Annotated in this window: 16 protein-coding genes; 4 read left to right on the forward strand and 12 right to left on the reverse strand. The window is 67.6% G+C overall.

The genetic code is table 11. From position 1 onward, the window contains the following. Positions 1 to 38: 38 nt before the first annotated feature. Both VFS34_05470 and VFS34_05475 read left to right on the forward strand, forming a co-directional pair. Complete coding sequence (locus tag VFS34_05470) at positions 39 to 629, forward strand: isochorismatase family cysteine hydrolase (GenBank protein HET9793893.1); 591 nt, start codon at positions 39 to 41, stop codon at positions 627 to 629. Between the two features lie 74 nt (positions 630 to 703). Further along, the gene (locus VFS34_05475) at positions 704 to 1,138 is read left to right on the forward strand and encodes a VOC family protein (GenBank protein HET9793894.1); all 435 of its coding nucleotides are present in this window, start codon (positions 704 to 706) and stop codon (positions 1,136 to 1,138) included. A 76-nt stretch (positions 1,139 to 1,214) separates the two neighbouring features. Here VFS34_05475 and VFS34_05480 read toward each other — a convergent pair whose 3' ends face one another. The 4 genes from VFS34_05480 to VFS34_05495 form a co-directional block, all read right to left on the reverse strand. Further along, positions 1,215 to 2,066 (reverse strand): DUF1003 domain-containing protein, encoded by an 852-nt coding sequence (locus tag VFS34_05480; GenBank protein HET9793895.1) that lies wholly within the window; start codon positions 2,064 to 2,066, stop codon positions 1,215 to 1,217. Positions 2,067 to 2,142: 76 nt separating this feature from the next. Then, positions 2,143 to 2,424 carry an RNA-binding protein gene (locus VFS34_05485; GenBank protein ID HET9793896.1) on the reverse strand — a complete coding sequence of 94 codons (282 nt, stop codon included), beginning with the start codon at positions 2,422 to 2,424 and terminating at the stop codon, positions 2,143 to 2,145. Between the two features lie 333 nt (positions 2,425 to 2,757). After that, positions 2,758 to 3,180, reverse strand: coding sequence for an OsmC family protein (locus tag VFS34_05490; protein ID HET9793897.1), 423 nt, complete (start codon positions 3,178 to 3,180; stop codon positions 2,758 to 2,760). A gap of 79 nt (positions 3,181 to 3,259) precedes the next feature. Beyond that, positions 3,260 to 3,550: a hypothetical protein gene (locus VFS34_05495; GenBank protein ID HET9793898.1), complete on the reverse strand. Its 291-nt coding sequence runs from the start codon at positions 3,548 to 3,550 to the stop codon at positions 3,260 to 3,262. Between the two features lie 312 nt (positions 3,551 to 3,862). Between VFS34_05495 and VFS34_05500 the strand changes: the two genes are divergently transcribed. Beyond that, positions 3,863 to 4,363: a hypothetical protein gene (locus VFS34_05500; protein ID HET9793899.1), complete on the forward strand. Its 501-nt coding sequence runs from the start codon at positions 3,863 to 3,865 to the stop codon at positions 4,361 to 4,363. On the opposite strand, the gene VFS34_05505 is transcribed toward VFS34_05500, so the two are convergent. The 8 genes from VFS34_05505 to nadA form a co-directional block, all read right to left on the reverse strand. Then, positions 4,354 to 4,986 carry a class D sortase gene (locus tag VFS34_05505; GenBank protein HET9793900.1) on the reverse strand — a complete coding sequence of 211 codons (633 nt, stop codon included), beginning with the start codon at positions 4,984 to 4,986 and terminating at the stop codon, positions 4,354 to 4,356. The two genes, VFS34_05500 and VFS34_05505, sit on opposite strands and share 10 nt — an antisense overlap. Positions 4,987 to 5,020: 34 nt before the next feature. Continuing rightward, positions 5,021 to 5,335: a hypothetical protein gene (locus VFS34_05510; protein ID HET9793901.1), complete on the reverse strand. Its 315-nt coding sequence runs from the start codon at positions 5,333 to 5,335 to the stop codon at positions 5,021 to 5,023. Between the two features lie 153 nt (positions 5,336 to 5,488). Then, a complete protein-coding gene (locus tag VFS34_05515) occupies positions 5,489 to 7,036 on the reverse strand; it encodes a DHA2 family efflux MFS transporter permease subunit (GenBank protein ID HET9793902.1) in 1,548 nt (515 codons plus the stop codon). Between the two features lie 9 nt (positions 7,037 to 7,045). Further along, on the reverse strand, positions 7,046 to 8,050 hold the full coding sequence (locus VFS34_05520; protein ID HET9793903.1) for an HlyD family secretion protein: 1,005 nt from the start codon (positions 8,048 to 8,050) through the stop codon (positions 7,046 to 7,048). After that, positions 8,050 to 9,360: a TolC family protein gene (locus VFS34_05525; protein ID HET9793904.1), complete on the reverse strand. Its 1,311-nt coding sequence runs from the start codon at positions 9,358 to 9,360 to the stop codon at positions 8,050 to 8,052. The genes VFS34_05520 and VFS34_05525 overlap by 1 nt, the downstream gene beginning before the upstream one ends. Continuing rightward, a complete protein-coding gene (locus VFS34_05530) occupies positions 9,357 to 9,635 on the reverse strand; it encodes a hypothetical protein (protein ID HET9793905.1) in 279 nt (92 codons plus the stop codon). Before VFS34_05530 ends, VFS34_05525 begins: the two co-directional genes overlap by 4 nt. Before the next feature lie 115 nt (positions 9,636 to 9,750). Next, positions 9,751 to 11,370: a sigma 54-interacting transcriptional regulator gene (locus tag VFS34_05535; GenBank protein ID HET9793906.1), complete on the reverse strand. Its 1,620-nt coding sequence runs from the start codon at positions 11,368 to 11,370 to the stop codon at positions 9,751 to 9,753. Positions 11,371 to 11,668: 298 nt separating this feature from the next. Further along, complete coding sequence (gene nadA, locus VFS34_05540; protein HET9793907.1) at positions 11,669 to 12,613, reverse strand: quinolinate synthase NadA; 945 nt, start codon at positions 12,611 to 12,613, stop codon at positions 11,669 to 11,671. A 100-nt stretch (positions 12,614 to 12,713) separates the two neighbouring features. Between nadA and VFS34_05545 the strand changes: the two genes are divergently transcribed. Beyond that, on the forward strand, positions 12,714 to 13,211 hold a 498-nt coding region (locus VFS34_05545), incomplete at its 3' end, for a ferritin-like domain-containing protein (GenBank protein HET9793908.1).

Genomic DNA, 13,211 nt, shown 5'->3' on the forward strand with positions numbered 1-13,211 from the left:
GGCGTGCGGTACCCTTCGACTCCGCCGGGGAAGGGAGAATGGCTGAGGCGCCGCGTTTCGATCCGGCGCGAACCGCCGTCCTCAGCATGGACCTCCAGTCGGCGATCGTGGCCATTTACGTCAAGGACCCGGACGACTTCCTTTCGCGAGTCGTTCGCGTGCTGGATTGCGCTCGTGCCGCCGCCATGAGGGTCATCCACGTGAGGGTCGGTTTCCGGGCCGGTCTGCCCGAGGTCAGCTCCCGCAATCGGCTCTTCGGCGCCGTCAAGCAGTCCGCGCAACACCAGAAGCTGTTTTCCGGACCAACGGGAGAGATCCACTCCGCCGTGGCTCCCCGGGGGGACGACGTCGTGATCACGAAGCACCGCGTCAGCGCGTTCGCCGGGACGGACCTCGACCAGATCCTGCGTGCCAACGACATCGATACGCTCGTCCTCATGGGCATCGCCACGAGCGGCGTCGTGCTCTCCACGGCACTGGAGGCTTCCGACGCCGACTACCGCCTGGTCGTCGTCGGGGACTGCTGCGCCGACCTGGACCGAGACCTCCACGCCTGCCTCCTCGAAAAGATGCTTCCGGGCCGAGCGACGGTCCTCTCCAGCGCGGAATTCGTCGAGGCGATGACCTAGGCGATGCCCCGCGCTGTCTCCATGCCCCATCCGGCGTCGCCGTCGCCCGTTATTCCGCGTCGGCGGACACATCGATGACCATCCGGGATCTGGATCACGTCCAGGTTGCCATCCCGGAGGGCGAAGAAGAAAGGGCGCGTGATTTCTACGGCGGAATCCTCGGCCTCCGGGAGCTGCCCAAACCCGCCAGCCTGGCGAGACGGGGCGGCGTGTGGTTCGCCGTCGGTTCCCGACAGCTCCACCTCGGCGTCGATGTCGATTTCCGGCCGGCGACGAAGGCTCATCCGGCGTTCCGGGTTCGCGATCTGGCGCGGCTCGTCGAGCGTTGCCGCCGGGCGAATGTCCCGGTCATGGACGATGAGCCGCTGGCCGGCTGCGTCCGCGTTTACCTGGCCGATCCGTTCGGAAATCGCATCGAGCTCCTTCAGCCTCTTTCCGGCGATGAAGACCGAGAGCGATTGAACGGGTGCCGGCGGCGTCGCGCCGGCGGGAGGGGAGTCGGCAGATGATGGCGGCCCGGTCGGATCGCTCGTTCGAGGAGCCGCGGCGCCGCCGCCCGACCCTGCCCGCGACGCTCCTCGGCGGTCAGGACGGCAACGAGGTCCGCGAGCCGTTCGCCGCGCCCGACGGTCTCGCGAGCGCGAGTCGGAGCTCGCCCGAGAGCCGATCGAGCTTCTCGTGGAGCTCCGCGATCTCCACTTCCGCCTTCACGTTGATTTCGTAGTCCGCCTCGCTGCGGATCCGGTCCTTCGCGTCCTGTCGGTTCTGGCTCATCATGATGACCGGGGCCTGCAGGGCGGCCAGCATCGAGAGCACGAGGTTCAGCAGGATGAACGGGTACGGGTCCCAGCTCTTCTTCGCCGCCATGTTCGCGGTGATCCAGACCAGCATCATCGAGAGGAAGAGGATGATGAACTTCCAGCTGCCACCGAACGCCGCGACGGCGTCGGCGATGCGGTTCCCGACGGTCTCGCGCTCCTGGATGATCTCGTTCGGGTTCTGGATCCGATGCTTCAGGAGAGCGTCGGCGCGGCGGATCCTCTTCGTCAAGGCAGCGAGCACGTCGAGCGCCGCGTCGGGCTTGCGCTTCAGGAAATCGAGGAACTCGTCTCGCTCGAGGACGAGGGCTTCGACGTCGGTCAGGGCCACCGCACCGGCCGAGCGGTTCCCGCCGTCGAACAGAGAGAGCTCGCCGAAGAGCTCGCCGGGCTCCACGACGTCGACGACGAGCTTCTCCCCCGATTCATCGACGACCGAGAGCTCCACCCGTCCCTGGCGGAGAACGTAGCAGACTCCCCCCAGGTCGTGCTCGTGGAAGAGGCGCTCGCCGGCGGAGAAGTGCGCCTCCTCGGTGAGCGCGGCAACGGCGGCCCGCTCGTCGTCGTCCATCGTCTGGAACAGAGGAATGTCCCGAAGAAGATCGGCGTTTGTCGGCATGCGCGAATTGTATGCGGGGGGAAAAGAAAAGGGGCGGATTTCCGCCCCCCGGGTCGTCGGGAGAGAGGCTTCGTCCTCAGTACCGCCCGCGGCCTCCGCGCCCGCCCCCGCCCTCTTCGCGGGGCCTGGCCTCGTTGACGGTCAGCGCCCGTCCGCCGAGATCGCGGCCGTTCAGCGCGGACATCGCCGACTTGGCGGCCTGGTCGTCGGAAAACTCGACGAAGCCGAAACCCTTCGAGCGCCCGGTCTCCCGGTCCATGATGATCTTCACGGAGTCGGGATTTCCGTAGGCGCCGAAGAGCTCGCGCAGCTCGTCCTCGGTCGTGTTGTAGGAGAGGTTCCCCACGTAGAGTTTCATCGAATCCTCATCGGCCGGAACGCGCCGGCCCCGGCTCCTCGATTCCCGATGCAGCCGCCGGTCGAAGCCGCAACAGGTTCTCGCAATGCATCGTTCAGGAGTTCAGCAAGTGCCTCACAGAAGCGGCAGAACGATACGAGACCTCGAATTGTACCGACGGAAAAAGGGAAATCAAGCGCGGCGCGGGCCTCGAACGGCCGCCCACGGCGTCCTCGACGTCGGAGGGTCGAATCGGCGAGCCGCAGGCTCGGGCGGGATGGCGCGACGAGGCGCGAACGAGAGCCGGGGGCCGGGCGGCACGCGCCCGTATTCGTCCGACGCATCCCCGCAGCCCTACTCGAGGCGGGCGTCCATCGTGATGTCGGCCTTGAGCAGCCTCGAAATGGGGCAGCCCGTTTTCGCGTTGGCGGCGGCCGTCTCGAACTTCGCGCGGTCCGCGTTCGGAACCTTCGCCGTGACGTCCAGATGGACCGCGGTCACGGTCCAGCCGGCCTCGAGCTTCTCCATCGTGACGGTCGCGGACGTCCGGATGCTGTCGGCGGTCATCCCCGCCGCGCCGAGCTGTCCCGAAAGCGCCATGCTGAAGCATCCCGCGTGCGCGGCGGCGATCAGCTCCTCGGGATTGGTGCCCGCGCCGTTCTCGAAGCGGGTCCCGAAGGAGTAGGCCGTCTCCTTCAGCGCGCCGCTGTCGCTCGAGATCTTTCCGCTTCCCTCTTTGAGGCTGCCGTTCCACACCGCCGAAGCTTTTCTCTTCATCCTTTGTCTCCTCGGCCGCCGACTCTATCCGGCGGAGAAGCGTTTCTCCAAGCCCTCGAATCCCGCGGCGCCCCGGCGGTCAGGTTCGGCGGTCGCCGCGGTGGTGAGGATCGGATGGGGCCGGAGTCGCGGAGCCGGGACGGCGTTTCTCGACGTTGTCCTCGGCTCCGCTCCAGCCGTCGTTCTCGGGGGCGTCGGCCTGCGCGACGTCCTCCGCCGCGGCGCTTCGGTCGCCGGCGAAATCGGAATCTCCGTCCGCCTGAGGGCGGGCCGCGCGCCCGGCGGGAAACGGTTTCTCCGCGGCGGCGGATTCGCGAGACGGCTTGCCGGTCTTCGCCATCACGCGCTCGCGCAGGTGGAATGGCCGCACGGACAGTGTCGGCCGTGGCGCCCCGTCGTCTGCGCGTCGGCGCACGAATCGCTGCAGAATTTCTTTCCGCCTCTCTGGACTCCCGTTTCCCGGCAATGACAGCCTTCGTGTTCACACATGGGTTTCACCTCCACCGAATTCGCAGCAAGATCGCTGCCGGCAGGCGGGTGGGAAGTGCCTTCTTCCTCCTTTCCGGTTGTGCGCGGAAATCATTGGAAAGGCAGCTCTTGCGGGATATCCGTGGCACGGAAAGTGCTCCTTCGAATAGCGGAGCCAATCCCGGTTCCAGCGGTTTCAGACGGAGGTTGAGAAATGAAGAATCCTTTGAATACGACGCTTTTCGGCGCCGCCCTTCTCGTGGCGGCGGCCGGTTTCGCGCAGAGCTCCACGAGCCCCCAGAAGGGCGACGAAGATCGAACCCCGACTTCGTCGACGAGCTCGTCGACCACCAACAACACGGATAGCGGCTCGACCGGCAGCACGTCGGGGAGCACCTACGGCTCGACGACCGGAAGCACCAGCGGAAGCGCGACCGGCAGCACGGGAACGTCGGGAACGAGCGGAACCTACGGCACGACGGGCTCGACCTACGGGTCGTCGACGATGGCGCCGCGGACCTACGCCGGGACGGTCAAGACGATCGACGCCGGCCACACGCTCGTGATCACGATGGCCAACGGCCGGACGCAGACCTTCGACATCAGCGGCTCGCCGACGATGGACAACTCCGTCGCGGTGGGAAGCCGCGTGCGGGTGAAGCAGACGGTCGACGCCAGCGGACACACGGTCGTGACCGTCGAACCCTATCGCTGAACGCTGTTCGAGCGACGATGGGACGCCCGACCGGGCGTCCTTTTTTTTGCGTGTCGCCCCGTTTTCGCCTCGCGTCCGCGCTTCGAGGCGATCACGACGAGGCGGTCGGGAGCCGGCCCGAGATAGTTGAACGGCGTGCAGGTGACCAGCGTGAGCTTCGGGGTCCGGGTGGGCCGTTCGAGCTCGACGTGATCGGGAGTCACGACGAGGACGCGCTCCACGACGTAATCGTCCACGCCCGCCCCGGTGATGAGCGAGAAGACGTCCCCGGCGACGGCGGACTCGAGCGGGGAGAAGTACGAGGTGCGGTGGGCGGCGATCACGCAGTTGCGGCGCCGATCCGGCACGCCGGGGAGCGCGGTGCCGTCGACGAGCCCCGCACCGCGGCGGAGCTCGGACTCGGCGGTTCCCTGGTAAACGGGGGCGAGCAGCCCGAAACGAGGGAATTCGATCCAGGCGATCGCCTGGTCGAAATCGGCGCCCGGGGGCGCCTCCGGCGGACAGTGGAAGCCGTCCGGGTGAAACGCGGGATCATCGCCCGGCAACTGGGCCGAGACCGCACCGGAGCCGCTCGCGAGCACGAGCGCGGCTCCGATGCAGCGAACGAGCCGGCCGGCACTCACGAGGCGCCTCCGGGTTGCCACGAGCGGTTCCGCCTCAGCGGGCGAGACGCGCGGCGAACTTCAGGGCTTCCTTGTAGCCCTTCGTCTTTCGGAGCTTCTTGACCTGCTCCTTCTGGACCTTCGACAGCCGGCGCACCAGGGTCATGTATCGGGCCTGCAGGACCCGAAGCTGCCGCGTGGCTTTCGGAAGGTTCTTCTTGACGATCTTCCGCGTCGCCTTGCGTCCCCGCTTGATGCCGCGCCGGGTTTCCTTGACGGCGACTCTCGCGAGAGGTTCGAGGGCCTCGACCAGATCGTCCAGTCCGGACTTCAAATCTTCGATGATCGTGAATACGTTCGTCTTTGCCAAAGTGTCCTCCTCACCCGATCGATTGTATCGGATCGCACGCCCGCCGCCTGATGCCGATGCCCTGTTCGTCGAAAACCCTGACTGTGACTGACTATTTGTGTGACTGTCGTGTTCACGGCGCTCGGAGGCACACATTCGAAACCGCGCCCGCCCTCAATGCAGAGGCGCGGAGATGGGCTTGCCGCGTCCCCGCCTGAACAGCAGCAGCAGCGGAATGCACAGCAGGAAGAAGACGCCGACGATCCGGAACGCGTCCATGTAGGTCAGGAGGAACGTCTGGCGCGTCACGATCCCCTCGATCGCGCCCGCCGCCTGCCGCTTCGCCTCGGCGAGCGGCGAGCCGCGCCCGACGAGCGCGGACGTGATCGCGGCGAGCCGCTGGCGCAGGGCGAAGTCGTACACCGAGACGTGCGTCAGGAGGTTCTGGCGGTGCGTCGCGGAGCGATGCTGGATGTACGTCGCGATGAGCGCGATCCCGAACGACCCTCCGAGCTGGCGCATCATGTTCGTCAACCCCGCTCCCTGCGGAATGTCGCGCCCGCGCAGGTTCGAGAGCGCGAGCGTCGTCAGCGGCACGAAGAGGAGGCCCAGCCCGACGCCGCGGAAGATCAGCGGCCAGAAGAAATCCGAGCGCCCGGAATCGAGCGTCGAATGCGAGAGCATCCGGGTGAAGACGAAGAAGGAGATGAAGCCGAGCGCGTTCATGATCTGCGGCGGGAATCCGCGCTGGAGCGCCTTGCCGACGACCGGCATCATGATCGCCGTCGCCATCCCCCCCGGCAGGAGGATCAGGCCGGTCTGCATCGCGGTGAAGCCGAGGAGGTTCTGGATGAAGACGGGGAAGATGAAGACCGACGAGTAGAGACCGAAGCCGAGGATGAACGTGAAGAGCGTCCCGACCGCGAGCGACCGGTCCTTGAGCACCCGGAGGTTGACGACCGGGTGCTCCGCGGTCAGCTCGCGCCAGACGAACCCCACGACGCCGATCGCCGCGACGACCGCGAGGACGGTGATGTACGGCGCCGAGAACCAGTCCTCGCGCTCACCGCGCTCCAGCACGACCTGGAGCGACCCGATGCCGAGCACGAGGAGCGCGATCCCGGCCCAGTCGACGCGTCCGAGATGGTGCTTTTCCTTCGGGTCGTGGATGAACGTGAGCGTGAGGAACGTCGCGACGATTCCGATCGGAATGTTGACGTAGAAGATCCACGGCCAGTTGTAATTGTCGGTGATCCAGCCGCCGAGCGTGGGCCCGATGGTCGGCCCCACGACGACGCCGAGTCCGAAGAGGCCGTTGGCGAGGCCGAGCTCCTCCGGCGGGAACGTCTCGACGATGATCGACTGCGAGGTCGACAGGAGCGCGCCGCCGCCCACTCCCTGGACGAACCGGAACACGACGAGCTCCCAGATCCCCGTCGCGTGCCCGCAGAAGAAGGAGGCGATCGTGAAGAGGACGATCGACCCGGCGAAGTAATTCCGCCGGCCGAAGAGCGACGAGAGCCATCCCGTCATCGGGATGACGATGACGTTGGCGACGACGTAGGCGGTCACGACCCAGGCGACCTCGTCGAGCGTCGCCCCGAGGTTCCCCATCATCTGCGGGAGGGCGACGTTGACGATCGACGTGTCGATCAGCTCGATGAGCGACGCGAGGATCACCGTGATCGTGATGATCCATTTGCGGGCGCCGTGCTCCGACATGCGGCCGGGTCAGCCGAGGTCGACGATCGTCGTGACGCTCATACCCGTGCGCAGCGGGTAGCGCGGATCGGGCGGGTCGGTCGGCACGATCTTCACGGGGATGCGCTGCACGACCTTCGTGAAGTTCCCGGTCGCGTTGTCCGGGGGGAGCAGCGAGAACTTGGCGCCGGTCGCGGCCGCGAACGAATCGACCCGGCCGTGGAAGACGTGGTTCGGGTAGGCGTCGACCTCGAAGGTGACCGGCTGGCCGACACGCATCCGCCGGAGCTGCGTCTCCTTGTAGTTGGCGACGACCCAGACGCGGGCGTCCTGGACGATGGCCATGAGGGGCTGTCCCGACTGGACGAGCTCTCCCACCTCGACGTTCTTCTTCGAGACGATTCCCGAAGAGGGAGCGGTGACCGTCGCGTACGCGAGCTGGAGGCGGGCGAGGTCGAGATCGGCCTGCTTCTGCGCGACCTGCGCCTGCGCGGCCGCGACCGCCTGGGCGGCGGCGTTTCGCTGGGCGGCGGCGGTGTCGGCGGCTCCCCGCGCCTCGTCGTACTGCTGCTGCGAGATCTCCTCCTTGGCGCGAAGGGCCGCGTACCGCCCGAGATCGCTCGCCGTCCGGCTCCGCGCCGTCTCGGCGGCGGAGACGTTCGCGCGCGCGACCGCGACCTGGGCGCGGGCATTCTGGAGCGCGCCCTCGGCCGTCTGGATTCGCGCTTCGATGTCGCGGGTGTCGATCTTCAGGAGGACGTCTCCCGCGGAGACGCGCTGGTTGTCGTCGACGCGGATCTCGGTCACGTAGCCCGAGACGCGGGGGAGAACGGGATCGATGTGCCCCTCGATCTGGGCGTCGTCCGTCTTCGCGTGGTGACGGTAGAAAGCGATCGTGCGGATCCCGTAAATCGCCCCGGCGCCGACCACGAGGGCCGCGACGAGCCAGGGAACGAACCGCCGGCGTCGGCGGCGCGGGGCGGCCTCCCGCGGCGACTCCGGAGCGTGAGGCGACTTCTTGAGCGGTTCTTCCATCACGGGTTCTCCTTGCCGGCGACGTCGCGGATCTCGCCCGTCGCGTGCTTCAGCTCGATCCAGGCCTGCTCCTGGTCGGCGAGCGCGGCCTCCCTCGCGTCGCGGGCCGCCGTCACGCTCGTCTGGGCGTTGTCGACCTCGATCCCGGAAGCGACGCCGTTGACGAAGCGGTCGGTCGCGAACCGGAGCTCGTCCGCGGCGAGGCGCGCGTTTTCGCCGGCGAGCGCGGAGCGGCTCACCGCGCTCCGGTACGCGAGGAGAGCGCGGCGGACCTCCTCCTGGATTCGCCGATCGAGGTCGTCCCGGCGGATCTCGAGAGAACGCTCCTGGAGCCGGGCTTCCTCGATGCGGGCGGCGATCTCTCCTCCGGAGTAGACGGGAAAGGCGAGCGATCCGCCGACGATGCGCGTCCACGAGAGGTCGCCGAGATAGTTGCCGTTGTACCCGCCCTGGAACTGCGCCGCGAGCCGGGGCCAGCGCTCTCCCCGCGCGGCGGCGAGCGACAGGCGCGCGGCCACGAGGTTCTCGTCCAGCGCCCGGAGGTCGGGACGCTGCTTCCGCGCGGCGGCGATCGCCGCTTCCGGCGTCGGGAGCTCGCCGGCCGGCGGCTCGAAACGACCGGCGAGGACGAGCGTGTCCGCGAGGTCGGCGCCGACCGCCCGGAGGAGCGCCAGACGGGCGACGTCGCGCTGCGTCTCGGCGACGAGGAGCGCCTGCCGCTGGCGCGACAGCTGAACGTCCGCCCGCGTCGTGTCGAGCCGCGTTCCGGTCCCGACTTCCTGCGCGTGCGCCGCCTGCCCGCGGAGCTTCTCGAAGAGGTCGACGTTCGCGCGGGTCTCGTCGACGAGCGATTCGGTGCGGCGGATCGTCAGATAGAGCGAAGCGACCGCGGACGCGACGTCGGCGTCGGACTGTTCCCGTTCCGATTCGCTCACGCGGATCTGCTGGCGGGCGGCGGCGACCCGGCGGCGCGCGGCGACGTCGATGACGTTCATCGACGCGGCGATGTGCGCGTCGAACACGTTGAAGGGGGGGACGATCGGAGGAACGCCGGGGAACGTCAGGCCGAAGGTCTGCAGGTTCAGGCTCTGGTTGACGTCGGAGACCACCGCGTCGACGCGGGGGTTCAGCGCCGTCTTCGCGCGCGCGGCGGCGGCGCGCGCCTCGTCGATGCCGAGCGACGCGATCTTCGACGCGGTACTTTCCGCGAGCGCGCGGTCGATCGCGTCGGACAGCGTCAGGGTGAGCGTTTCTCCGCGCGCGGCGGCCGCGGCGAGCAGCGCCGCGACGAGGAGCGCGGCACGCTTCACTTCGCGCTCCTCCGTTCCTCGGTGCGAAGCCATTCGGCGACGTACACGGGGGTGTGGAGGAGCTTCGCTCGCGCGCCCTCGCCGTCGAGGAAGAACCGGACGGCGCCGCGATCGACGATCCCGACGCCTTCGAGATCCAGAACGACCTGCCGCCCGGAGCGCCGGGACTCCCGCACGATGCGCTCGAGCTCGGCGACCTGGTCGTCGGAGATGCGGCCGGAGAGAAAGAACGTGACGCGGGCGGCGGTTTCGGCGGTCTTTTCGATCTTGAGCACGCGGCTTCCGGGATCAAGACGCATGCCAGCAGGGCTGACGCCTAAGTGGCGGGAAGATATTGAGATAATGAGATCACTCTCGCCGCCATCCCCGTGAATCTGCGAAATTTCGTGATTAATGGGAGATGGTCGAGCGGAACCGGTGCTTGTCGATCTTGAGCTTCCGGATCTTCGATTCGAGGGTCGTCGACGGGATTCGAAGCCGGACCGCCGCGCCGGAGGGACCGGCGACCCGGCCGCGCGTCTGGGCGAGGACGGCCTCGATGATCTTCTTCTCTTCTCCCTGGAGGCTCGTCGGCAGCGAGCCGCCGGTGACGGGCGCGCCCGTTTCCCGGGCGAGCGCGCTCTCCTCCACCCGCAGCGTGTCGCCTTCGGTCAGGATCGCGGCGCGCTCGATCACGTTCTGGAGCTCGCGGACGTTTCCGGGCCACGGGTAGGCGAGGAAGAGATCCATCGTCTTCTTCTCGACGCGCCGGATTCTCTTTCCGAGCCGCGCCGCGTGCCGGGCGACGAAGTATTCGACGAGGATCGGAACGTCCGTTCGCCGCTCGCGGAGAGGAGGGATTTCGATCGGGAAGACGTTCAGCCGATAGTAGAGATCTTCGCGAAAGGCGCCCTCCCGGACCGCCGCGCGGAGATCGCGATTCGTCGCCGCGATGACGCGCGCGTCCGTGTGCAGCGTGCGGCTGCCGCCGACCCGTTCGAACTCCCCCTCCTGGAGAATGCGGAGGAGCGCGACCTGCATCTCGGAGGGGAGCTCGCTGACCTCGTCGAGGAAGAGCGTTCCGCCGGCGGCGAGCTCGAATCGCCCGATCCGGCGCTGCAGCGCGCCCGTGAACGCGCCCTTCTCGTGGCCGAAGAGCTCGGAAGCGATCAACCCCTCGGGGAGCGCGGCGAGGTTGACCTTGATGAGCGCCCGCGACGAGCGGGGGGACAGCCGGTGGATCGCGCGCGCGACGAGCTCCTTTCCCGTGCCGGTCTCGCCGCAGAGCAGGACCGTGGACTCCGTCCGCGCGACCTTCTCGACGCGGGAGAGGACGTTCCGGAGGGCCGTCGAGGTGCCGACGATCTCCTCGAACATCGACTCCTGGTCGATCTCCTCCTTCAGCACCAGGTTCTCTTCCTCGAGCCGGTCCCTCAGTCGCGCGATCTCCGCGAAGGCGAGGGAATTCGAGACCGCGGTCGCGATCGGGCGGGAAACCTCCTCCAGGAGCTCCGCTTCGTCGGGCGTGAAGCGTTTCTGGGCGATGCGCGCGAACGCGATCGATCCGATCTGGCGATCGCGCACGAAGAGTGGTGTGCGGACGTAGGAATGCACGCCGTAGGAGAGGAGGCGCTCGTCTTCCGCGAAGAGACGGTCCTCCTCGAGATCCTGCGAGACGTACGCCTTGCGCGTCCGGCCGACGTACTCGGTGCCGGTGCCGCGCAGGGGAAACCCGCTGTGAACCGCATCGAGCCGGTCCCGGGGAATGTCGAGCGCGCGCGCCATCGTCTCTTCCACCGGCTCGCCCGGCCGCCGCTCGACGCCCTCGATGTGGATGGCATGGGTCCGCGCGACGTCTCCTTCGATCGTGATCGCGGCGATCGCGTCCACGGGAACGAACGGCTTCAGCGCCCTCGCGACGGCTTCGAGGACGGCGGCGAGGTCCCGCTGCGCGTTGGCCGCCTCGGACACCTGCAGGAGCAGTCGGTACTTTTCCTCGCCGGATTTCGGGCAGGAATGGGGATCGGACACGTGGGAATCTTAATCCGGGGCGGGGAGCGGGGGGCCCTCCCGAGGCGGGCGAGGCGTGAGCCCATGGCGAGACGGGGGCGCGGGGAGAGGGCTTGGAAGGCGGGTTCGCGCGGGGGAGGCTGCTCGGGCCTGGTCGCCGCGGCCAGTGGGAGCCCGATGCCCGCCGCTCTCACGAGCGATGGCGGATCGATCTCACAACCTCGGTTCGGGATTCGTTCGAAGCTTCCATCCGCCGAAGCCGTGCGAAGGCGGACCGGATCGCCCGCACCCGTCCGGTTGGATGGATCGCCCCGCCGGCCTAACTGAGTTCGAGCATTCGCTGCAGGGCCCGCTCGGCGCCGACCCGGACGTCTTCCGGAATCATGATCTCCGGCCGCTCGTCCCGGAGCGCCGCGTAGACCTTCTCGAGCGTGTTCTTCTTCATGAACGGGCAGAGATTGCAGGCGCACGTGTCGGCGGGAAGCGGGATGAACGTCTTTCCCGGCGCGTTCTTCTCCATCTGGTGGAGGATCCCGGGCTCGGTCGCCACGAGAAACTCGGGGGCGTCGCTCTCGGTGACGTATCGAAGGAGCGATTTCGTCGACCCGACGTGGTCGGCGTGCTTCAGGATGGCTTCCGGACACTCCGGATGGGCGGCGATCTTCGCCTTCGGGTGCGCGACCTTGAGCCGGACGAGCTCGCGTTCCGAGAACTGCTCGTGCACGATGCAGGTTCCCGGCCACAGGACCATCCGCCGTCCCGTCTTCTTCTCGAGCCACGCGCCGAGATGGCGGTCAGGAGCGAACAGGATCTCCCGATCGGCCGGGATCGACCGCACGATCCTTTCGGCGTTCGAGGAGGTGCAGATGATGTCCGACAGCGCCTTCACGCGTGCGGAGCAGTTGATGTAGGTGATCGAGACGGCGCCCGGATGGGCGTCGCGGAACGCGCGGAACGCGTCGGGCGGGCAGGAATCTTCGAGCGAGCACCCCGCCGCGAGGTCCGGAACGACGACCTTGCGGGAGGGGTTCAGGATCTTCGCCGTTTCGGCCATGAAGCGGACGCCGGCGAAAACGATCATCCGGGCATCGGTCTTCTGGGCCGTTTTCGAGAGATCGAGGGAATCCCCCACGAAATCGGCCACGTCCTGGATCTCGGCTTCCTGGTAGTAATGGGCGAGCAGGATCGCCCGTTTCTCCTTCTTGAGACGGAGGATCTCGCTTTCGAGGTCGACGGGGACGGCGAGCGCCGCGGTGGGGGCCATCTCACTTCATTCTAACAACGAGCGGCCCGGCGGAATTGCGCCGGGGGATCGATTGGCGTGAAGATTGCGTGCCCTTGCGGCGGAAAGGGGTTACAGCAAAATGCCGACGAAACAGAAGGAAACGGAAGCCGCCCGCGGCACGTTCGTGAGCGACATCGAGGAGATCCGGCGGCGCGCCCGTCAGCACATGGACAAGGGCGCGGTCACCGAGGGGTATCGGGCGGACCGCGAGACGGTCATCCGGCTCCTGAACGAAGCGCTCGCGACGGAGATCGTGTGCGTTCTCCGGTACAAGTACCACTACTTCATGGCGGGAGGGATCAACTCGCAGTCGGTCAAGCAGGAATTCCTCGAGCACGCGACCGAGGAACAGCAGCATGCGGACATGATCTCGGAGCGGATCACGCAGCTCGACGGGAAACCGAACTACAACCCGGACGGGCTCGCCACCCGCAGCCATTCCGAATACAAGGAAGGCGTCTCGCTCGTCGACATGATCCGGGAAGATCTCGTCGCCGAGCGGATCGCGATCGAATCGTACGGCGACATGATCCGTTTCCTCGGCAATGACGATCCGACGAGCCGGAGACTCATGGAG

This window comes from Thermoanaerobaculia bacterium (genome assembly GCA_035717485.1).
GTDB lineage: Bacteria > Acidobacteriota > Thermoanaerobaculia > UBA5066 > DATFVB01 > DATFVB01.

Bases quoted from the DNA above. Each gene is read 5' to 3' on its own strand.
- VFS34_05485 (HET9793896.1), bottom strand. From the start codon at position 2,424: ATGAAACTCTACGTGGGGAACCTCTCCTACAACACGACCGAGGACGAG.
- VFS34_05520 (HET9793903.1), bottom strand. From the start codon at position 8,050: ATGGAAGAACCGCTCAAGAAGTCGCCTCACGCTCCGGAGTCGCCGCGG.
- VFS34_05515 (HET9793902.1), bottom strand. From the start codon at position 7,036: ATGTCGGAGCACGGCGCCCGCAAATGGATCATCACGATCACGGTGATC.
- VFS34_05500 (HET9793899.1), top strand. From the start codon at position 3,863: ATGAAGAATCCTTTGAATACGACGCTTTTCGGCGCCGCCCTTCTCGTG.
- VFS34_05480 (HET9793895.1), bottom strand. From the start codon at position 2,066: ATGCCGACAAACGCCGATCTTCTTCGGGACATTCCTCTGTTCCAGACG.
- nadA (HET9793907.1), bottom strand. From the start codon at position 12,613: ATGGCCCCCACCGCGGCGCTCGCCGTCCCCGTCGACCTCGAAAGCGAG.
- VFS34_05470 (HET9793893.1), top strand. From the start codon at position 39: ATGGCTGAGGCGCCGCGTTTCGATCCGGCGCGAACCGCCGTCCTCAGC.
- VFS34_05490 (HET9793897.1), bottom strand. From the start codon at position 3,180: ATGAAGAGAAAAGCTTCGGCGGTGTGGAACGGCAGCCTCAAAGAGGGA.
- VFS34_05475 (HET9793894.1), top strand. From the start codon at position 704: ATGACCATCCGGGATCTGGATCACGTCCAGGTTGCCATCCCGGAGGGC.